This window comes from Algibacter sp. L3A6, assembly GCF_009796825.1.
GTDB lineage: Bacteria > Bacteroidota > Bacteroidia > Flavobacteriales > Flavobacteriaceae > Algibacter.
The window spans coordinates 2,912,501-2,933,715 of the sequence record NZ_CP047030.1; the positions used below are offsets into that span (position 1 = coordinate 2,912,501).

General features: G+C 34.3%; 16 protein-coding genes and 2 rRNA genes (1 of these 18 cut by a window edge). 8 read left to right on the forward strand and 10 right to left on the reverse strand.

Annotated features, from left to right (window positions below; all coding sequences use genetic code 11):
* A 23S ribosomal RNA gene (locus tag GQR98_RS12305) occupies positions 1–2,054 on the forward strand; it begins 769 nt to the left of the window's first position.
* 146 nt (positions 2,055–2,200) lie between these two features.
* Positions 2,201–2,308 (forward strand): 5S ribosomal RNA (gene rrf / locus GQR98_RS12310).
* A gap of 866 nt (positions 2,309–3,174) precedes the next feature.
* Here the strand turns inward: rrf and GQR98_RS12315 are convergent.
* Positions 3,175–3,342 (reverse strand): hypothetical protein, encoded by a 168-nt coding sequence (locus GQR98_RS12315; protein ID WP_159019749.1) that lies wholly within the window; start codon positions 3,340–3,342, stop codon positions 3,175–3,177.
* 822 nt (positions 3,343–4,164) lie between these two features.
* Between GQR98_RS12315 and GQR98_RS12320 the strand changes: the two genes are divergently transcribed.
* Positions 4,165–6,375 carry an NADP-dependent isocitrate dehydrogenase gene (locus GQR98_RS12320; RefSeq protein WP_159019750.1) on the forward strand — a complete coding sequence of 737 codons (2,211 nt, stop codon included), beginning with the start codon at positions 4,165–4,167 and terminating at the stop codon, positions 6,373–6,375.
* 84 nt (positions 6,376–6,459) lie between these two features.
* Here the strand turns inward: GQR98_RS12320 and GQR98_RS12325 are convergent, their stop codons facing one another.
* Positions 6,460–6,948, reverse strand: coding sequence for a tetratricopeptide repeat protein (locus GQR98_RS12325; RefSeq protein WP_159019751.1), 489 nt, complete (start codon positions 6,946–6,948; stop codon positions 6,460–6,462).
* Between the two features lie 102 nt (positions 6,949–7,050).
* Positions 7,051–8,040: a helix-turn-helix transcriptional regulator gene (locus GQR98_RS12330; RefSeq protein ID WP_159019752.1), complete on the reverse strand. Its 990-nt coding sequence runs from the start codon at positions 8,038–8,040 to the stop codon at positions 7,051–7,053.
* Positions 8,041–8,122: 82 nt separating this feature from the next.
* On the opposite strand from GQR98_RS12330, the gene GQR98_RS12335 reads away from it, so the two are divergent.
* From GQR98_RS12335 to GQR98_RS12355, 5 genes are all read left to right on the forward strand, one after another.
* On the forward strand, positions 8,123–9,391 hold the full coding sequence (locus GQR98_RS12335; protein WP_159019753.1) for a flippase: 1,269 nt from the start codon (positions 8,123–8,125) through the stop codon (positions 9,389–9,391).
* Between the two features lie 58 nt (positions 9,392–9,449).
* On the forward strand, positions 9,450–11,825 hold the full coding sequence (locus GQR98_RS12340; RefSeq protein ID WP_159019754.1) for a TonB-dependent receptor: 2,376 nt from the start codon (positions 9,450–9,452) through the stop codon (positions 11,823–11,825).
* 4 nt (positions 11,826–11,829) lie between these two features.
* Entirely contained in the window at positions 11,830–12,645 is an 816-nt protein-coding gene (locus tag GQR98_RS12345) for a DUF4249 family protein (protein WP_159019755.1), read from the forward strand.
* Between the two features lie 151 nt (positions 12,646–12,796).
* A complete protein-coding gene (gene murQ / locus GQR98_RS12350; RefSeq protein ID WP_159021158.1) occupies positions 12,797–13,615 on the forward strand; it encodes an N-acetylmuramic acid 6-phosphate etherase in 819 nt (272 codons plus the stop codon).
* Complete coding sequence (locus tag GQR98_RS12355; protein ID WP_159019756.1) at positions 13,605–13,835, forward strand: DUF6095 family protein; 231 nt, start codon at positions 13,605–13,607, stop codon at positions 13,833–13,835. The genes murQ and GQR98_RS12355 overlap by 11 nt, the downstream gene beginning before the upstream one ends.
* 13 nt (positions 13,836–13,848) lie before the next feature.
* Here GQR98_RS12355 and GQR98_RS12360 read toward each other — a convergent pair whose 3' ends face one another.
* The 7 genes from GQR98_RS12360 to GQR98_RS12390 all read right to left on the reverse strand — a co-directional run bounded on the left by GQR98_RS12360 (position 13,849) and on the right by GQR98_RS12390 (position 21,182).
* Positions 13,849–14,352, reverse strand: coding sequence for a hypothetical protein (locus GQR98_RS12360; protein ID WP_159019757.1), 504 nt, complete (start codon positions 14,350–14,352; stop codon positions 13,849–13,851).
* A 92-nt stretch (positions 14,353–14,444) separates the two neighbouring features.
* A complete protein-coding gene (locus GQR98_RS12365) occupies positions 14,445–16,895 on the reverse strand; it encodes a helix-turn-helix domain-containing protein (protein ID WP_159019758.1) in 2,451 nt (816 codons plus the stop codon).
* A gap of 292 nt (positions 16,896–17,187) precedes the next feature.
* On the reverse strand, positions 17,188–17,619 hold the full coding sequence (locus GQR98_RS12370) for a hypothetical protein (protein ID WP_159019759.1): 432 nt from the start codon (positions 17,617–17,619) through the stop codon (positions 17,188–17,190).
* 105 nt (positions 17,620–17,724) lie between these two features.
* Entirely contained in the window at positions 17,725–18,144 is a 420-nt protein-coding gene (locus GQR98_RS12375; protein ID WP_159019760.1) for a thiol-disulfide oxidoreductase DCC family protein, read from the reverse strand.
* An 80-nt stretch (positions 18,145–18,224) separates the two neighbouring features.
* On the reverse strand, positions 18,225–19,289 hold the full coding sequence (moeB, locus tag GQR98_RS12380; RefSeq protein WP_159019761.1) for a molybdopterin-synthase adenylyltransferase MoeB: 1,065 nt from the start codon (positions 19,287–19,289) through the stop codon (positions 18,225–18,227).
* Positions 19,289–20,401: a 2-iminoacetate synthase ThiH gene (thiH, locus tag GQR98_RS12385; RefSeq protein ID WP_159019762.1), complete on the reverse strand. Its 1,113-nt coding sequence runs from the start codon at positions 20,399–20,401 to the stop codon at positions 19,289–19,291. Before thiH ends, moeB begins: the two co-directional genes overlap by 1 nt.
* A gap of 7 nt (positions 20,402–20,408) precedes the next feature.
* Positions 20,409–21,182 (reverse strand): thiazole synthase, encoded by a 774-nt coding sequence (locus GQR98_RS12390; RefSeq protein ID WP_159019763.1) that lies wholly within the window; start codon positions 21,180–21,182, stop codon positions 20,409–20,411.
* Between the last annotated feature and the right edge of the window lie 33 nt (positions 21,183–21,215).

Below are 21,215 nucleotides of genomic sequence, written 5' to 3' on the forward strand. Positions count from 1 at the left end.
ACGTTGAAAAGTCTTCGGATGACCTGTGGGTAGGGGTGAAAGGCCAATCAAACTCGGAAATAGCTCGTACTCCCCGAAATGCATTTAGGTGCAGCGTTGATTTATAGTTTTATAGAGGTAGAGCTACTGATTGGATGCGGGGGCTTCACCGCCTACCAATTCCTGACAAACTCCGAATGCTATAAAATGTTAATCAGCAGTGAGGGCATGGGTGCTAAGGTCCATGTCCGAGAGGGAAAGAACCCAGACCATCAGCTAAGGTCCCAAAATATATGTTAAGTTGAAAAAACGAGGTTGAACTGCTTTGACAGCTAGGATGTTGGCTTGGAAGCAGCCATTCATTTAAAGAGTGCGTAACAGCTCACTAGTCGAGCGGTTCGGCATGGATAATAATCGGGCATAAACATATTACCGAAGCTATGGGATAGAAATATCGGTAGGGGAGCATTGTAGTGTCGTCGAAGGTGTGATGTGAGTCATGCTGGAGAAGCTACAAAAGAAAATGTAGGCATAAGTAACGATAATGCGGGCGAGAAACCCGCACACCGAAAGACTAAGGTTTCCTCAGCTATGCTAATCAGCTGAGGGTTAGTCGGGACCTAACGCGAACCCGAAAGGGGTAGTGGATGGACAACAGGTTAATATTCCTGTACCTGTTCTCATTAAAAGTGACGGAGGCGAAAAGTTAGTGCGCACAGACGGAATTGTGCGTTGAAGCGAGTGGTAACACCGCGATAGTACACTGAGACTTCGGTCAAGGTGATAATCTAGCAAATCGACTTCCAAGAAAAGCAAGAGAAGCAGCCCGTACCCTAAACCGACACAGGTAGTTGGGATGAGAATTCTAAGGTGCTCGAGAGATTCATGGCTAAGGAATTAGGCAAAATAGACTCGTAACTTCGGGAGAAGAGTCGCCACCCTTCGGGGTGGCCGCAGTGAAAAGGTCCAGGCGACTGTTTATCAAAAACACAGGGCTATGCTAAATTGAAAGATGATGTATATGGCCTGACACCTGCCCGGTGCTGGAAGGTTAAGTGGAGATGTTAGCTTCGGCGAAGCATTCAAATGAAGCCCCAGTAAACGGCGGCCGTAACTATAACGGTCCTAAGGTAGCGAAATTCCTTGTCGGGTAAGTTCCGACCTGCACGAATGGTGCAACGATCTGGACACTGTCTCAGCCATGAGCTCGGTGAAATTGTAGTATCGGTGAAGATGCCGATTACCCGCTGTGGGACGAAAAGACCCCGTGCACCTTTACTATAGCTTAGTATTGGTTTTGGATAAGTAATGTGTAGGATAGGTGGGAGACTTTGAAGCGGCGTCGCTAGGCGTTGTGGAGTCATTGTTGAAATACCACCCTTTGCTTATCTAGAGTCTAACCTTCTATTGAAGGGACAGTGCTTGGTGGGTAGTTTGACTGGGGTGGTCGCCTCCAAAAGAGTAACGGAGGCTTCTAAAGGTTCCCTCAGCACGGTTGGTAATCGTGCGTAGAGTGCAATGGCATAAGGGAGCTTGACTGAGAGACCTACAAGTCGATCAGGTACGAAAGTAGAGCATAGTGATCCGGTGGTTCCGTATGGAAGGGCCATCGCTCAAAGGATAAAAGGTACGCCGGGGATAACAGGCTGATCCCCCCAAGAGCTCATATCGACGGGGGGGTTTGGCACCTCGATGTCGGCTCGTCACATCCTGGGGCTGGAGAAGGTCCCAAGGGTTGGGCTGTTCGCCCATTAAAGTGGCACGCGAGCTGGGTTCAGAACGTCGTGAGACAGTTCGGTCTCTATCTACAGTGGGCGTTAGAAATTTGAGTGGATCTGACTCTAGTACGAGAGGACCGAGTTGGACTAACCTCTGGTGTATCAGTTGTTCCGCCAGGAGCATTGCTGAGTAGCTACGTTGGGAAGGGATAAGCGCTGAAAGCATATAAGCGCGAAACCCACCACAAGATGAGATTTCTTTAAAGGGTCGTGGAAGATTACCACGTTGATAGGCTATAGGTGTAAAGGCAGTAATGTCATAGCCAAGTAGTACTAATAACCCATAGGCTTATTGTACGCCTGTTTTTTTAAAAGTTATACAATTAGAAGTATTATAAAATAAGTTCATGATTTTTGTTTCAATATGTTAAGATATTTGTTTATCCAAAGCGATAAACGCTGTATGCTAAAGGATTTAGATCTAATAGCGAGCAGCTATAACTTAAGGTGGTTATAGCGATGGGGCTCACCTCTTACCATTCCGAACAGAGAAGTTAAGCCCATTAGCGCCGATGGTACTGCATTTGTGGGAGAGTAGGTCGTTGCCTTTTTTATTCCTCAACATTTATTTGTTGAGGATTTTTTTTGCAATAAACTCAACCTAAATAGCCAGAGGTAAAGTGTATTGAATGAGCTGTTTACAATTTAAATAGGCTTTTTTTATTTTCTTCAATATAAGTTGATTGTATAATTTTTGAATATTGAGTGAGTACAAGCTAAGTAATATTTTATGTGTTATGCTTACTATATTTTGTTATACTACTGTTTAAAAGGTAATAATATTGTTTACTTTAGAATACATCAATCCTTCCATTTAATGTTCTACTTCCGCGTAAGCGATATTGTTCTGTTTGTTAAGGGGGAGTTTTATAAGGATTGCATGACACCTTAAGTAACTGTATTAATAAATATAAGGAAGGTAGTTTTGTTTAATTTATTTAGATACGTTTAAATTCAAGGGATTTTAGATCTAGATCTTTGTATTTTCCGTCAGTTTAGCAGATAGGCTTATATATGAATTCTTGATGTATAGAGTCTACTAATAGTATCTAAATCTATTTATAATACTGTTTTTGTAGTAGAGGTTTTAAGATTAAACTTAAATTGACTTTATTTAATACGTTGTGAGTTTATCGGTTGACTAATTATAACTATTTATAGTTATTAGTACATGTATTAAGCTGTTAATAGCTCTGTATATTATGATTGTATACAAAATACTATTTAAAGATGTACGAAACTAAAAAAGAGGTTATTTGAATTGATTCAAATAACCTCTTTTTTTATGTTGAAATTTATTATTACAATATTAAATTTATGTAAGCCTAGGGATTTAATTTTTTTCTGTCAAATTATTAGTTATAATGTGAGCATAAACTCCGTTTTGAGATAATATTTCGTTTGGAATACGTCTAATTTAAACATCTGTGTTATCGTCTCTTTCGTTGATACCAAATGATCTAGTAGGTAAATAGTTAGGGGCGGATAGTGGGTTCGTTGTGTTGTCATTTGGATAGTTAGCCCCATTTGCTGTTGAGTCTGAAAGTATTAATCCGCTGTGTGGATCTAATATAATAATAGACAAATTACTTGGTATGTGCTCTATATATTCTTTACCACCAGTAATTAAACTGAGAAACTCCTAGTGTTTGCGCAGATAGTACAAAAGTGGTCAATAATGTGGTGAAAAGATAGGTGTAAAATTTTTTTTATATAATGTAGTTTTTGGGTGAAAATAAAATTTACGTTAATAATTAGTTTGAAATGCGAAAAACGCAATAGAAACGCTATAAAACGTTTATTTAATGGGGTTTATGTTCATTTATTGATTTTATATAGTAGGTTGTGTATAAGTAGTAGGTAGGCTAAATTGAAATCATTAATATAGTTTTAGTTAAAATTTAAGCTAAAAATTTTTAAACGATAGCTACTCTAATTTGTTCAAAAAAAGTAATTTTTCTTGCTAAAATAGCTTGTAATTTTTGATAGAAATAGGATTTTGGCTGATAGGCGCGAGAGCGATAGTAACGGCATCCTTTTTGGACGAAAGTTTTAATTTAAATTTAATGTTACTGTTTGTAATTGAGTAGAGTAGCATAAATACTTGTAGCAAAAGATAAATGTTCAAAAAGATACAGTGGATAGCGCGGTTTTTAATTTTTATTAAAAACTCGCACTTTTAGCAATGATTTATTATCGAATTCGTAAAATATTTTTGCTTTATTTTTATTTTGTGAATAATATGGGTTTTTGGAAGAATTGTTACAAATCTGCTATGCTTTATCTCCTTTCGTGTCAAAAATGAGGCATTTTAAAACTCAATTTTTGTATATTCGCAACGCAAAAAATGGCATCTTTTTATTACTATCCATTTTTTAGATATAATAACTCACAAAACATCACACGAATGTCTAAAATTATTTACACGAAAACGGACGAAGCTCCGGCTTTAGCAACACGTTCTTTTTTACCTATTGTTCAAACTTTTGTAAAATCGGCGGGAATTGAAATTGAAACGAAAGATATTTCGTTAGCTGCAAGAATTTTAGCCGTTTTTCCTGATTTTTTAAAGGAAGATCAAAAAGTTTCGGATGATTTAGCTTTCCTTGGAAATTTAGCAAAACAACCAGAGGCTAATATTATCAAATTACCGAATATTAGTGCATCTATACCGCAGTTAAAGGCTGCTATTTCTGAACTACAAAGCCAAGGCTTTGCTATTCCGAGTTACCCAGATGAGCCTAAAACAGATGTGGAAAAGGAAATTAAGTCTCGTTACGATAAAATTAAAGGAAGTGCTGTAAACCCGGTATTACGCGAAGGTAATAGTGATCGTCGTGCGCCAAAAGCTGTGAAAAATTACGCTAAAAACAATCCGCATTCAATGGGAGCGTGGTCTAGCGATTCTAAAACACATGTAGCAACTATGGATGCTGGCGATTTTGCTCATAATGAGAAATCGGTAACATTATCAGAAGCGACAAGTATAAAAATTGAGCATACTGATACTAACGGAAACGTAAAGGTTTTAAAGGATAATTTAGGTCTTTTAAAAGGTGAAATTATTGACGCTACTGTTTTAAGTAAAAAAGCTCTAATCGAGTTTTTTGAAACTGAATTTGCAAAAGCTAAAGCAGAAGGTGTGTTATTATCTCTGCACATGAAAGCAACGATGATGAAGGTGAGTGATCCTATTATTTTTGGTCATGCAGTTCGTGTGTATTTAAAAGATGTTTTTGAAAAATACGGAGAAACTTTTGATGAAATTGGGGTTGATGTAAATAACGGGTACGGAAATTTAGTTGATGGTTTAAAAGAATTACCAGAAGCAAAACAAACCGAAATTAATGCTGCTATTGATGCTGCTTTTGAAAATGGTGCAGATTTGGCTATGGTAAATAGTGATAAAGGTATTACTAATTTACACGTACCTAGTGATGTTATTATTGATGCTTCTATGCCAGCAATGATTCGTACGTCTGGACAAATGTGGAACGCTGCAGGTAAACTACAGGATACTAAAGCGGTAATTCCTGACAGTAGTTATGCAGGTATATATACAGCAACTATTGATTTTTGTAAAAAACATGGTGCTTTTGATCCAACTACTATGGGAACTGTTCCTAACGTAGGTTTAATGGCTCAAAAAGCAGAAGAATATGGTTCTCACGACAAAACTTTTGAAATTCCATCTAATGGTGTTGTAAAAGTTATTGATGCTTCTGGTGCTACTTTATTAGAGCATACGGTTGAAGCTGGAGATATTTGGAGAATGTGCCAAGCTAAAGATGCTCCAATCCAAGACTGGGTTAAATTGGCTGTTACTCGTGCTAGAGCATCAGAAACTCCTGCTGTATTTTGGTTAGACGAAAACAGAGCTCATGATGCTGAACTTATTAAAAAAGTAAATTTATATTTAAAAGATCTTGATACAACTGGTTTAGATCTACGTATATTATCTCCTATAGATGCTACGCTTTTTACTTGTGAACGTTTAAAAGATGGTAAAGACACTATTTCTGTTTCTGGTAATGTATTACGTGATTATTTAACCGATTTATTCCCAATTTTAGAAGTGGGAACTAGTGCAAAAATGTTATCTATTGTACCATTAATGAATGGTGGTGGATTGTTTGAAACTGGAGCAGGTGGTTCTGCACCAAAGCACGTGCAACAATTATTAGAAGAAAACCACTTACGTTGGGATTCTTTAGGTGAATTTTTAGCACTTGCAGTTTCGTTAGAGCATTTTAGTTTAGCAAACAGCAATCCTAAGGCTAAAATTTTAGGTGAAGCTCTTGATAACGCTACTGATAAATTATTAGAAAACAGAAAAGGGCCTTCTAGAAAAGTTGGTGAGTTGGATAATAGAGGTAGTCATTTTTATTTAGCTATGTATTGGGCACAAGAATTAGCAAAGCAAAATGAAGACGCTGCTTTAAAAGCTGAATTTACTCCAATTGCTAAACAACTAGTAGATAACGAAGCTGTTATTGTTAAAGAACTTGTTGATATTCAAGGTGCTTCTGTAAATTTAGGTGGTTATTATGAGCCTAACGAAGACTTAATAAATAATGCAATGAGACCAAGTAAAACCTTTAATGCTATTTTAAACTAAAAGCATTTTAGATTGTTTTCAAATTATAAATAAAAAAGCACCCATTTGGGTGCTTTTTTTGTTCTATCAAGAATTGGTGTGATTCTAATTATACTTAACAGTCCGAAAAGCCATTTCATTTGCATAGTTAAAAGCATTTTGATAATAGTTCGCTCTCATATTTATAGCTTCATCGTCATTAGGATGCGTGCTGAGATAAGTTTCAATATCATTTAAAAAGTAGGTGTCATCATTTTTTAAATGGATTATAGCACGATTTTTAAAAACATCTGATGTTTCGCCTTCTAAGCTAATAACTTCGTCGAAATTAACTATAGCGTCATCCAGAACATTTAAGTGATATAAGGCAATCCCTTTAATCTTATAAGCTATGGCTAAGGTGTCTGTTATGTCAATAGCTTTATCGCTATACTTTACAGCTGTTTCGTAATCTTCTATGGCATTGTATTGGTTTGCTTTTTTTACATAGTAATTGTAGACCCTAAGTTGGTCTTGTTTGGAAAATCTAGAACCACAACTACAGAGTAATAAAAACATAACGCATGGCGCTATAATTTTATATAACTTTTTCATAGCTATATTTTTTAAATGTTTGTTGTACAAATAAAAAGACCAACTAGACAATACGTGTCCGGTTAAAGAATGAAATAAAAAAGAGGGATAAAAAGAAGTCGTTTAACGAATAAAATCGGGATAATAATGTTGTAAAATAAAATCGTGTTGCTCTACTATGGTTTCTATTAACCACTTTGGTTCTAAAACTTTTACCCACATATTAAATTTAAATAATTCAATAAGGAACTCATAATTCGGTTTTAGGGTTACCGAAATTTCACCAAAGATATCCTGGTCTGTATAATCTAAAACGTCAGTATTCATTTTAACAGGACGGCTTAAAATGATTTGAGAATGGTGGAGTGGTTTAGATTCTAAATATTTAAAGTGATGGTTTGCAACTTTTAACCTAACGGTTTCTGTTTTAATATCATTATTTAAAATTCCGAAGGCATCTTTAAAATATAGAGATTCATCAAAAGAATATGGGGCTTGTACCAGTTCTTCAGTAATTGTAATGTTAGAAACCCGCTTATCTAAACAAAGTACTTTTACGCCAATAGCTTTATTATAAGCTAATAGATACCAAGCCTTATTCGCTTCTTTTATATGTAAAGGTTGCACTTTGGCTTGTTCAATTTCGGTAAACCGATCATCGTCGTACCAGCCTTCATAATTAATTTTAATATAAACTTTACGTTCTATGGCTTTAACTAAACCTAAAATATTGATTTCGGTGTTTAAAGAGGATTCTTCGGTGGTAATATAAGGAGACCATTGACGCTCTTTGTGACTCGCTAAAAATAATTCCATTTTATCGAAAACTGTACGGTGCGTTTTAGTTATTACCGATTGATTGACCATATAATGGCCTTTGTGCCTAACATGTTCAATTTCTACTCCAAAAAAGGATTCGATATCTTTTACATCACGGCTTATTGTTTTTTCATTACTCACCAATAAACCTTGGTATAGCTTGTCTCCAAGATGATAATCTAAATATATTTTTTCTAATATGCTGATTATCTCTTTTCTAGACTTACAATTATTGAGAGAAGTGGTTGCTAGTATTTCATATATATGAAATTTTCTAATAAAATCTGGGGTCATCAAATAGGGGTTTGAAGTTTCTAAGGTAATAAAATTTGTTGAAAACTTACTATATAGTGCTATTTTAGCCCAAAAAGTAGCATTGAGTTTATTCAGTAAAAAAGATTTCGCAAATGCCAAATGGTATATTGTAGAAAAAGTTTGTCAGTTAATTGTGGGTATTTATATTACTCCTAAAATTTTTAATAGTTTAGGAGCGTTTAATTCGGGCGAATTAGAAATATCTAAAGCTATTGTTGGTGTATTGGCACCTTTTTTCTTTCTTGGTTTATCGGCTATATGTATTCGAGAATTAGTGTTTAAACCTAAAATGAAAAACCAGATTATTGGTACCACTTTAGTACTTCGCTTATGTAGTTTTGTGCTACTTTCATTGTGTTTGTTAATCTATACTTATTTTACAAATACAAGTGAAATTACCTTTATTGTTTTAATTATAGCGTTTAGTTATTTGTTTAGAATTAGTGATGTTATTGAGTATTTTTTTGTTGCTAGAAAAAAATATAAATACGTTTTTATCTGTAAAATTATCACGCTTATATTTGTATTGATTGTTCAGTATTACGGCGTGGAGCATAACTTTGGTGCATTTTATTTTGCAGGAGTTTTGTTTTTTGAATTCGCTATGCAAACCCTTATTTATTTAGGCATTATAACGTATTCCAAAGAATTAAACCTTTGCAAGTTATCCTGGTCTTTTAAATTAGCTAAAGATTTATTGGTTTCAGCTTTCCCTTTATTACTCACCAATTTTATAATAGTTTTTTACTTAGCAATAGACGATTTTTTTATCAACACCTATTTAGGAAGCGCCGCAAACGGTGTGTTTTCTGTGGTTAATTTTTTAGTTATTTTTATCACCTGGAATATTGGTGCAGCTTTTATATATGGATTATATCCAGCTTTAGCAGAATGTTATTTAGACGATAAAATTTTGTATGCTATACGCTTAAAGTTTATGTTAAAAGTGGTTATTCTTTTCGGTATTTGTATAGGGATATTTTACACCTTTTTAGGAGATTATGTAATATCTACTCAATATGAGAAAAGCTTTGAAGCCGCAAAAAGTCCATTAAAGGTTTTCGCTTGGGCACCTATATTTGTTTTTGTAGGTATGTTGTTTGAGAAGCATTTGGTGAATCAGAATAAATTAAATCGTAATGTTTATCGCTTTATTTTGGGTTGTGCTGTAAACGTTTTATTGTGCTTTTTATTTATTCCAAAATATCATCTTGTCGGTGCAGCTTTTGCACTTTTATTAAGTCATTTTGTAACCAATATTGTATTTGTTTTCTTGTATAAATCTTATAGACAGGATATATGGTTGCTTTTATTGAATAAACCGAAATAATACATGGAAATGATTAATACTTAGATGCTTTTATTTATTTTTATAAAAAATTCCCTTAATGAAAAACCTTTTCTTGTGGCTAATTATAGCTTGTTCTTTTTTTAGTCTTTCCCTAAATGCACAAAGTAAATTTACAATAAGCGGAACCATTTCCGAAGCAAGTAGTAATGAAACGCTAATTGGAGTTAATATTATTTTTCCCGAAATTCAGTCAGGAACCACAACCAATGAGTATGGTTTTTATTCCATTACGCTGCCTGAAGGCACGTATAAACTAGCGGTAAGCTATTTAGGTTTCAATACCATTGTTGAAACGGTAGAACTTACTGGAGATTTGGTTAAAAATTTCAGTTTAACTGATACCTTAGAAAGCTTGGATGAAGTTGTAATTACCGAAAATATAGAAAAACTCAATATTAAAGCACCACAAATGAGTGTAAATAAATTGAGTTCTACTACCATAAAAGAAATACCAGTTGTACTTGGTGAGGCCGATATTATTAAAGCCATCACGTTATTACCAGGTGTTACAACGGCAGGAGAAGCGGCTTCTGGATTTAATGTTCGTGGTGGAGCGGCCGATCAGAATTTAATTCTTTTAGATGAAGCTACCATTTATAATTCGTCGCATTTATTTGGTTTTTTCTCGGTTTTTAATCCTGATGCAGTTAAAGATTTAAAACTTTATAAAGGAGGTATTCCTGCTCGATATGGTGGGCGTGTTTCATCAGTTTTAGATATTTATCAAAAGGAAGGAAATAGTAAAGAGTTTCATGCTAATGGTGGTATTGGTATTGTATCGAGTCGATTATTACTCGAAGGTCCTTTAGAAAAAGATAAGGGTTCGTTTTTATTAGGAGGACGATCTAGTTATGCGCATTTGTTTTTACCCCTTTTCGATTTAGATAATAAGGCTTATTTCTACGATTTAAATACTAAGTTGAGTTATAAAATAGACGATAATAATAATGTGTATTTTTCGGGTTATTTTGGTCGAGATGTATTCAGTATTGCTGATACTTTTGAAAATACATATGGAAATACAGTATTAAACTTTAGATGGAATCATTTATTTTCTGATAAGATATTTTCAAACCTATCACTAATTTATTCCGATTATTATTACGGGTTAAAGCTTAATTTTGTAGAATTCGATTGGAATTCTGGCATTAAAAATTTCAACATAAAATACGATTTCAAACATTATCTAACCAATAAAATAAAATTACAATACGGTTTAAATAGTATTTATTATGCCTTTAATCCTGGTGATATCAAACCAACGGTAGAAGGATCTGGTATTAACCCGTTTAAATTAACTCAAAAGTATGCTTTTGAAAATGCCATTTATTTGGATGCAGAGCATAAGGTTTCCGATAAATTATCATTGTCTTACGGTTTGCGTTTAAGTACGTTTCACCGTTTAGGTCAAGACGAACTTAATGTTTATGAAAACGACCAAGCTGTTGTTTTTAATGAGGATTTTCAAATTTACGAAAAGGCAAATCCCATAGATACCGAAACCTTTGATAGAAGTGATGTTATAGAACGTTTTGTTAACCTAGAGCCACGTGCTTCTGTTGCTTATCAGCTTAATACGGTGTCTTCCGTAAAGGCAAGTTATAATAGAATGACACAGTATTTGCATTTGCTTTCCAACACAAATTCTCCAACACCTTTAGATGTTTGGACGCCAAGTGGAAAATATATTAAACCACAATTATTAGATCAATATGCTGTTGGGTATTTTAAAGAATTTAATGGTAGTAAATATTCTTTGGAAGTAGAAAGTTTTTATAAAACGATAAAGAATAGAATTGATTATATCGATGGGGCCGATTTGGTTGCCAACAACGCCATTGAGCAAGTGGTGTTAAACGGAAAAGCAAGGGCTTATGGTTTAGAGGTTTTGTTTAGAAAAAATGAAGGTCGTTTTAAAGGATGGTTAGCTTATACGTTGTCTAAATCAGAACAGCAAACAGAAGGAAGAACGGCGGATGAAATAGGAATTAATAATGGAAATTGGTACAATACACCTTATGATAAAACCCACGATATTTCACTTACCGGAAGTTACGATTTAAATGAAAAATGGAAATTAAACGCTAACTTTTTATTTCAAACAGGTCAACCAGCTACATTTCCAAATGGGCAATATCAATACAACGGTGTAACTATACCTAGTTACAGTAATAGAAATGCAGATAGATTACCTGTGTATCATCGCTTAGATGTTTCAGCTACTTATACCGCTAAGCCAGATAAAAAATCAGGACTACAGAGCTATTGGGTTTTTGGAGTTTATAATGCTTATAACAGAAAGAATGCAGCTTCTGTTTCCTTTAGTTCTAATCAAGATACGGGTGTTAATGAAGCGAGTAGATTGGCCATTTTTGGTATTATTCCTTCAATTTCTTACAATTTCAAATTTTAATATCATGAAAAAAATTATATATCTATTACTTATAAGTTTTAGTTTTACAGCTTGTGAAGATGTTATCGATTTAGAGTTAAACTCGGCCGAGCCACGCTTAGTTATCGATGCTTCGCTTAACTGGATTAAAGGTACCGATGGTGAAAATCAGTTTATAAAGTTAACATTAAGTGCGCCTTTTTATAACCTAGAAGTGCCTCCTGCAAATGGAGCTGTTGTAAGGGTTACAGATTCAAATAATAACATTTTTAACTTTATTGAAGACGGCGATACTGGTATTTATGTAAATAACACGTTTATACCTGAAATTAACGGATTTTACACGCTTAGCATTAATTATAATGATGAAATTTATAGAGGTACAGAGCAATTAATGGCTGTGGCAGATATAGATCGCGTTGAACAAAAAAATGATGGCGGTTTTTCTGGAGATGAAATAGAATTAAAAGCATATTATACCGACCCAGAAGGTATGGGTAACTATTATTTGTTTGAATTTGATATACAGGAAACTAACAGTATAAGTCTCGAAGTTTATGATGATGAATTTACAGATGGTAATGAGATTTTTGCTTTTTATACAGATGAAGATCTGGAAGTTGGTTCAGAATTAACAGTTTACAGTAACGGTATTTCCGAACGTTTTTATGAGTATATGGTGGTTTTACTTCAGCAAACTGATGATACAGGAGGAGATCCTTTTGAAACACAACCTGCTACAGTTCGTGGAAATTGCGTAAACGAAACAAATCCAGATAATTACCCATTCGGATATTTTAGAGCTTCGGAAGTTTCGGTGCTGAATTATACGGTGGAATAATATTAAAAGATTAAATTCTCTTGAAAATTTCTGGCAAGATTATTACATATTAAGACAACTTACGCTCTATGATTTTATAAATGATAAAAAGATAGAAGTTGAGGATGTTCTTTATGTTTAAGACCTCAATAATTCATATTTTTGAAATATGATGAAATTCACAAAAACTACAGAACAAGATTCTAATTACAATCATCTCGAAAAGATGAATCTGTCTGAATTATTGAACAGCATAAATAAGGAAGATAAAAGTGTACCATTGGCGGTTGAAAAAGCGCTGCCACAAATAGAAAAGTTAGTCGAACAAATTGTTTCTAAATTAAAACAAGGCGGACGCTTATTTTATATGGGAGCTGGTACTAGTGGACGTTTAGGTATTTTAGATGCCTCGGAATGTCCTCCAACATTTGGCGTGTCTCCAGATTTAGTTATCGGTCTTATTGCCGGTGGCGATCATGCTATTAGGCATGCTGTAGAATTTGCTGAAGATTCTCTTACCCAAGGTTGGGAAGATTTAAAACAACATAATATTACAGATAAAGATGTGGTTGTTGGTATTGCTGCTTCGGGCACAACGCCTTATGTTATTGCTGCATTAGAGCAATGCAATGAGAACAATATTATCACAGGTTGTATTTCTTGTAATAAAAACAGCCCGCTGTCTCTAACGGCTCAGTTTCCTGTAGAACCTATTGTAGGCCCAGAGTTTGTTACTGGGAGTTCTAGAATGAAAGCAGGAACTGCTCAGAAATTAGTCTTGAATATGATAACGACTTCAACCATGATTCAGTTGGGGCATATTAAAGGGAATAAAATGGTCGACATGCAGTTAAGCAATAACAAGCTTTTCGATCGTGGTACAAAAATGATTATGGCCGAACTTGATATTCCAAGAACCGAAGCCGAAACATTACTTCAAACATACAAAAACGTAAGATTAGCAATTCAAAATTATAATAATGGACGATAATAGAACAGACAAAGTATTACTTTATAAAGGTGTAAAAACCATGATTTTTGCCGTATTAACACTCTTCATGGGACCAATAATCTTGAGTATGGCATTGAGTCAACCAGAAAACAAGCTTTATATTCCGCTTTTAGCTGTGGGGCTTTTAATATGTGCTTTTGCTGTGTTTTTAATATTTAAAGGTATCAGGTTAATCATGAATAGTATGTTTAAAAAATAACAAGGCTAACCAATTAACATTTTTCTGAAACCGCTTTTGGAGTCGTTGGGTTGTATCCAAACTCACAATCTTCTAGTTCAATTTTCAAACCATTCATAATATAGCTTATAATGGCGTAATGATGGATGGTATGGCTATTGGCCTGGGATAATAAAGCGGCATACGTATAAGCCATTTCGGTTTTACCCAAGCCTAAATCGTCAATAACAGTTATTTTAGAATTTACATCAATATCTAAAGATTGTAATTTTTCTTTAGTAATATTTAAATAGTTTAACGCAGCATGGCATTGGTTTTCTACATCTGTATTTCTACATCGTGCAGTTAAATCAACCTCTAGATTTTCATTCATATTAAAAATACAATTATAGAAGTCTAAAATATGGCGAATATGAGAGCCAATACTCGAGTAGTATGGAGCAACCGATGCATCGCATAAATTGGCATCGCATAAGTTATGTAATAGTATTTCAGCCTTTTGTAATGTTTTTAAACTTGATGCAATAATTATATCCATGGACACTAAAATAATAATTTAAGTACGTAATGAGTTGTTTTTAGTCTTTAAACATCATATTCCTTACAAAAAAATAAATACGTGCTATTGAGTTAAGCATCATTTAAAGCTCTTAATACCAATCTTAATTCTTCGTAGGTATACTTATCGTCAACTAATTGTTTTAATTCCGTTAGGCTTTCAAATTTTTTCTTCGGAATTATTTTTTTCAATTCATTGTAGTGCTCTATCGGCATTAAATCGCTGATTTTTACTTCACCCGAATCAATAAAATGAGATAAATGTCTAAGAATTGTGGTTCTTGTAAGTTCGCGTTCATCTTCAATTTCATCAATAGATTTACCCGATTTAAATAAATCTAACGATACTTTCTTAGTGTCAACCTTTGGAGTTTTTGGTTTTTCGACTACTTTTTCTTCTATGAAATCGATTTTTTCGGCAGAGGTATCAATATCATTTTCATCACAATAACCTTTAATTACCTTTAAAATATCGCTTCCATATTTTTCTACACGTGTTTTTCCCATACCGTTTATTTCTAGCAATTCAGCTTTACTTAAAGGCAAGGTTTCACACATTTCATAAAGTGTTTTCTGGTTAAAAACCTGATAATGTATTAAATCGTTTTTCTCGGCAATTTCATTTCTAAGCACACGTAGCAATTCAAACAATTCTACATTTGCCGTACCATCAATAACTGTCTTTCTAGCTTTTTTAGGTTTGTCTTTCGCTAAAAATTTAGATTTTGCTCTTAATTCTAAAAGAGATTTGGACGAAAACCCATCTGTTAAACCATTAAAAAATAAAAGTTTAGCGGCTAGTAATTCTTCAAGTAAATCAACAGCTTTAGCTAAATCGCTATCAATAGTTTTATTATCTGTGGTGTAACCAAACGTTTTTAAAGGCGCTACAAAATGCGTTTCAATCTGATCCTTAAAGTAAGCAACAGCTTTTTTAAATCGCTCCTGTATTAAGGTACTCGTATCGGGTAGCGGTTCCGTTTTAGACAACTCTTTTAACTGAGCATTAAAACCGGTACTTACTTTTAAAAAGTTAGTAATTGCTGTTTTTATGGAGAGTAGAGGCGCTTCAACTTGCCCTTCAATACTACCTCGGTTTTTATAATAAACATCCAAAATACGATTTGCAGGATATAAAAACGGATAGAAATCAAACACTTCCTCAATTAAATCTAACTGAAAATTCTTCTGAGATAATTCTAAAACAGCTTCATCGGGCTCATTAGCTTCAGCATTTTTATTAAACGTAATGACGTTGGCATCACTAATAATCTGGCTAGAATGTATTTTGCTTTTTAAAACCAAACCTTCCAACGATTTACATCGACTTAGCGCCACATAAGTTTGCCCATGTGCAAAAGCACCTTGCGCATCAATTATAGCTTTTTCAAAGGTTAACCCTTGGCTTTTGTGTATGGTAATAGACCACGCCAAACGCAAAGGCATTTGGGTATAAGAGCCAATTTTGTTCTCCGAAATAGCTTTAGTGTCCGCATCAACGGTGTAATTTATATTTTCCCAAACTTCAGGTTTTGTAACAATACTAAACTCATCATCAGGGCAATGTACAATAACTTCGTCTTGATCTAAATGAATAACTTTTCCGATTTTCCCATTAAAATAGCGCTTCTCAGGGCTGCTGTCGTTCTTTACAAACATTACTTGTGCACCAACCTTTAGCTCTAAAGCTTCGTTGTTGGGGTAGGCATATTCCGGAAATTTCCCTTCAACCTTGGCTTTGTAAATCCTGTTTCGGCCATCAATTTTGTTTAATTCTGTAATATTTGTAGCCTCCGCTTTATTGTTGTGTGTGGTTAACGAAATATAACCAGCATCAGGTTCGGGTGTAAAATCGGGTATATATCTTTTGTTTAATTCCGCTGCCGAAGATTCCGAAAGCACGTTATTTCTTATTTCATTCAAAATATTAATAAACGTCGGGTTGTCTTGGCGATAAATATGCTTTAACTCAATAGTTACGGCGTTACATTCTTGGTAAGCGAGACTGCTAAAAAAGAATCCGTTTTTGTAAAACGGTTTCAATAAATGCCATTCACTTTCTTTAATCACTGGCGAAAGCTGTTGCAAATCTCCAATCATAAGTACTTGTACACCACCAAAAACTTTATTTCTGTCTTTAAAACGGCGCAAAGTACGGTCAATACCATCCAATAAATCGGCACGCACCATACTAATTTCATCAATAACCAAAAGGTCCATAGACCTAATAATATCAATTTTAGTTTTATTAAATTTTCGATTAAAACTCTTAGAGGCATTCAAATCGGTGTCCGGTAAAATAGGACCAAAAGGCATCTGAAAAAACGAATGTATCGTCACGCCCTTTGCGTTTATTGCTGCCACGCCCGTTGGTGCTACCACCACTAAACGCTTCAAGCAATCCATTTTTAGTCGGTGTAAAAACGTCGTTTTTCCTGTTCCTGCTTTTCCCGTTAAAAAAATTGACCGGTTTGTGTTGTTCACAAATTCCCACGCCAATTCTAATTCTTTATTATCTGCCATTAATCACTGTTCAAAATCGGAAAGGAAGATACATAATTTCAAAATTTTTATGGGCGGGTTTTTAAGAAAAATAAAAACCGCGCTATCCGCTGTATCTTTTTGTAAAGCAGATTAGTACAACGCTTATCATTTTGTTAATTAATTAAAAACTCTGTAACAATGAAGTTCAAGTCTATTTAAGCTTCACAAAAAGGATGCCGCTGCTATCGCTCCCGCAACCATCCGCAAAGGGGCTAGGCTTATATTAATGCCAAGGTTGGTTTATCAAAATGTTTAACTAACAAATATTAATTTAAAGATAAATAGTGATAGTATTGTTTCCAATATCAAAAGTGTGTTCAGTAATTATTACATCGGTAAGACTTCCAAAATCGCAACATGTATCAGTGTTTGGAGCAGATGTTTTATAAGATATGTTTGAAATAACCTCATTGTTTAATCTAATGTCTAAGGTCGCTATCGCGTCTCGTTTACTTATATAGAGTAAGCCATTAGGTTCTGATAAATAGAAGTTTAAAGGAGTTTCAGAAGTATCATTTATTATAATAGCATCTTCAGGAATGTTGTTTTTAATAATAATATTTTCATTCGTAGCACTATCTAGTAAATTAATAATAATTGTAGGTTCCATACAGAATACGGTAGAACAATCTGGTTGGTTATCGTCAGAATTACAAGAAATAAAAAGAGAAACTAGGGCTAAGTAAGCAAATTGTTTTATCATCGATAGTTATTTTTATTTAGATGGATAAATCATAGAATGGTTGCGTTCTTATTAAGATTATCTTTCTAAAAAAGTTTCAGATAAAACTATTGAACTCATAAAAAACTATTCCAAAAATCGATTTTTTAATTCAGGAGTAGGTATCATGCACGATTCTTTTTTGCCATACCATTTATATCTGTTTTTTGCGATAAAATCGTAAACCCAGTTTCTGATAAAAGTAGGAACTATAAAAAATATAGCCATCAAATTTTCAGGAAAACTAAGAGAAACGGCTATTTTTAAGGCTGCGGTAGATTTGTAATCAATCCCTTTTTCTGGTGTATAAAGTAAAATAGAATCTATTTTAGTTGTGTCAATTTTATACTGGTCAAGTATTTGTTTTCCTGTTTCACTTTGTAATGCCGTAAACAAAAAATGTTCTTTTTTATCACGTTTTATAACGTACTGTACACTGCTGTTACAAAGGTTGCAAACACCATCAAATAGTATAAGTTTTTTATGTTTAGGGACTCCAAAATTCATACTGTAAAAATACCATTTTATTAATGGCTTTCAAAGCGATTAAAATAGGTTTTATATCAATGCGTTTTGGGGTGTTTTTCTTAGTTGTAGGTGTCTAAACCATCCTTTAAATTCACGGCGTTTTTACTGAATTCGTGCTTCTGTAAAATCGTAATAGCTGCTTTACTTCGTACACCCGATTTACAATACACCAACAAATCTTTATTTTGAGGAATTTCATGTAAACGTGTTTCAAGTTCATCTAAAGGAATATGGATACTCTCAATATAATAATCGTTTCGTTCCGCTTTTGTTCTTACATCGAGCACGTTATAGTTTGTTTTGTTTATAGCGTAATCCTGGAATGTAATTTCCTTTATTTTATTCAATATGCCACAAAAACCATCATAATTATCTTCTAGTTTTTCTATATGCATAGTCTCATTTTTTTTAAGTTTAAAAATGAGTTGTTCCGAGCTAAGTGCATTATATGCTAGTATTTTACCCGAAAGTACACTACCTAATTCTAAAATTATTTTAAGAACTTCATTCGCTTGTAAACTACCAATAATACCTGGTAAAACACCAAGAACACCAATCTCTGAGCAGTTCGGTACTTCATTTGGTTTTGGAGGGGTAGGGTATAAGCATCGATAAGTTGGTCCGTTTTTATAATTAAATACCGAAACCTGACCTTCAAACTTAAAAATAGAGCCAAAAACTAGGGGTTTATTGCTAAGTACAACAGCATCATTTACTAAATAACGCGTTGGGAAATTATCGCTACCATCCACAATAATATCATAATTTGAGAACAAATTTAGAGCGTTTTCAGAAGTCACTTTTTCTAAATGGACTTCGAATTTAACATACGGATTGAATCGAGATAATTTACCCGCTGCAACTTTGGCTTTATACTTTCCTAAATCGTCATGGGTGTACAGAATTTGTCTCTGTAAATTACTTTGGTCAATGGTGTCATGATCTACAATGCCAATAGTTCCAACACCTGCAGCTGTTAGGTATTGTAAAATGGGGCACCCCAAACCACCAGCTCCAATAACCAATACTTTAGCGTTTTTTAGTTTTAACTGTCCTTGGTCACCGATATTATCTAAAATAAGATGCCGGTTATATTGTTGTTTTTCTTCCTTAGATAATTGCATTATTCCCAGTTGTTAGACCAATCTTTCCAAACCACTTCCAATCCTTTTGATTTTAGCATGCTAGTCACAGCTTCTGTAGAACGCTCGTCTGAGATTTCAAACTGTTCTAAAGATTCTGGAGCCACGGCATAACCGCCAGGGTTGGTTTTAGACTCGGCACTGATGGATGTTATTCCTAAATTCACAATATTATTTCTAAATACTTCACTCTCACGCGTCGACATGGATAACTCTACATCTTCATCTAATAATCTAAAAGCACAAATAAGTTGTACCAAATCGGGATCGGTCATTTCTACCTTAGGATCTAACCCTCCAGAATGGGGGCGAAGTCTCGGGAAAGAAATGGAGTATTTTGTTTTCCAGTACGTTTTCTGTAAATATTTTAAATGTAAGGCTGTAAAAAAACTATCGGCACGCCAATCTTCTAAACCAAATAGAGCACCTAATCCAATTTTATGAATACCTGCTTTACCTAAACGATCAGGCGTTTCTAATCTATAATCGAAATTAGATTTTTTTCCTTTGGGGTGATGTTTTTTATATTCATCTCGATGATATGTTTCTTGATAAACCAAAACGGCAAATAGTCCGTTATCTATCAGTTCTTCATATTCATTTTGGTCTAAAGGCTGTACTTCAATAGTGATATTAGCAAAATGTGAACGTATTAATTTTAGAGCATTTTTAAAATAGTCCACACCAACCGTTTTATTGGCTTCACCTGTAACCAGTAAAATATGGTCGTAGCCTTTAGATTTTATATAAGTAACTTCCTTTAAAATTTCAGCATCAGTTAAAGTTCTACGCGGAATTTTATTAGTCATACTAAAGCCACAGTACGTGCAAATGTTTTGGCATTCATTACTTAAATACATAGGGGAATACATTTGTATAGTATTCCCGAAGCGTTTTTTAGTTAATGCTCTGCTAAGCTTTGCCATATCTTCTAAATAGGGCTTTGCAGCAGGAGAAATAAGTGCTTTAAAATCTTCTAAATCCCGTTTGGAATTGCCTAAAGCACGCAGCACATCGCTTTCTGTTTTAGTAAAAATGCTTTGTAGGGTATCATCCCAATTGTATGTATTAAAAGTGTCTGTAAAGCTGCTCATGGTTTTATTAATTCAAAAAACTGGTTAACGGGCTACTAGCTTCAGCTTTTTTGTGTACAATAGGTGCTAATTTTGCTTGGTGCGCCATGCGTCCAGATTCAACAGCTAGTTTAAAAGCGATGGCCATTGTAGTTGGATCTTGTGAAACGGCTATGGCGGTATTTACTAGCACGGCATCCGCTCCTAATTCCATAGCATATGCGGCATGCGATGGTGCACCTATACCTGCGTCTACAATAACGGGGACGTTACTTTGATCGATTATAATTTCTAGAAAATCTTGAGTTTTTAAACCTTTATTGCTGCCAATTGGTGCGCCTAAAGGCATTACGCATTGTACGCCTACTTCTTCTAAACGTTTGCATAACACAGGATCGGCATGTATATAAGGCATCACAACAAAACCTAGTTTCACTAATTCTTCGGCTGCTTTTAGAGTTTCAATGGGGTCTGGTAATAAATATTTTGGATCCGGATGAATTTCTAATTTAATCCAATTAGATTCTAAAGCTTCGCGCGATAATTGTGCAGCGAAAACAGCTTCTTTAGCGTTTCTAACGCCAGATGTATTTGGTAATAAATTAATTCTCGGGTGGTCTAAATGCGATAAAATATCGTCGTCTTTATCTTGAACATCTACACGTTTTAGAGCGACAGTGATTAACTCACTTTCCGAAGCTAATAAAGCGGATTTCATTAATGCCGAGGAACTAAATTTTCCGGTGCCTGTAAACAGTCTAGAGGAAAATGTTTTATCTGCTATTTGTAATTTATCATTCATAATAAAAGTAACTTTTATTAAAAGGTTTTAGCT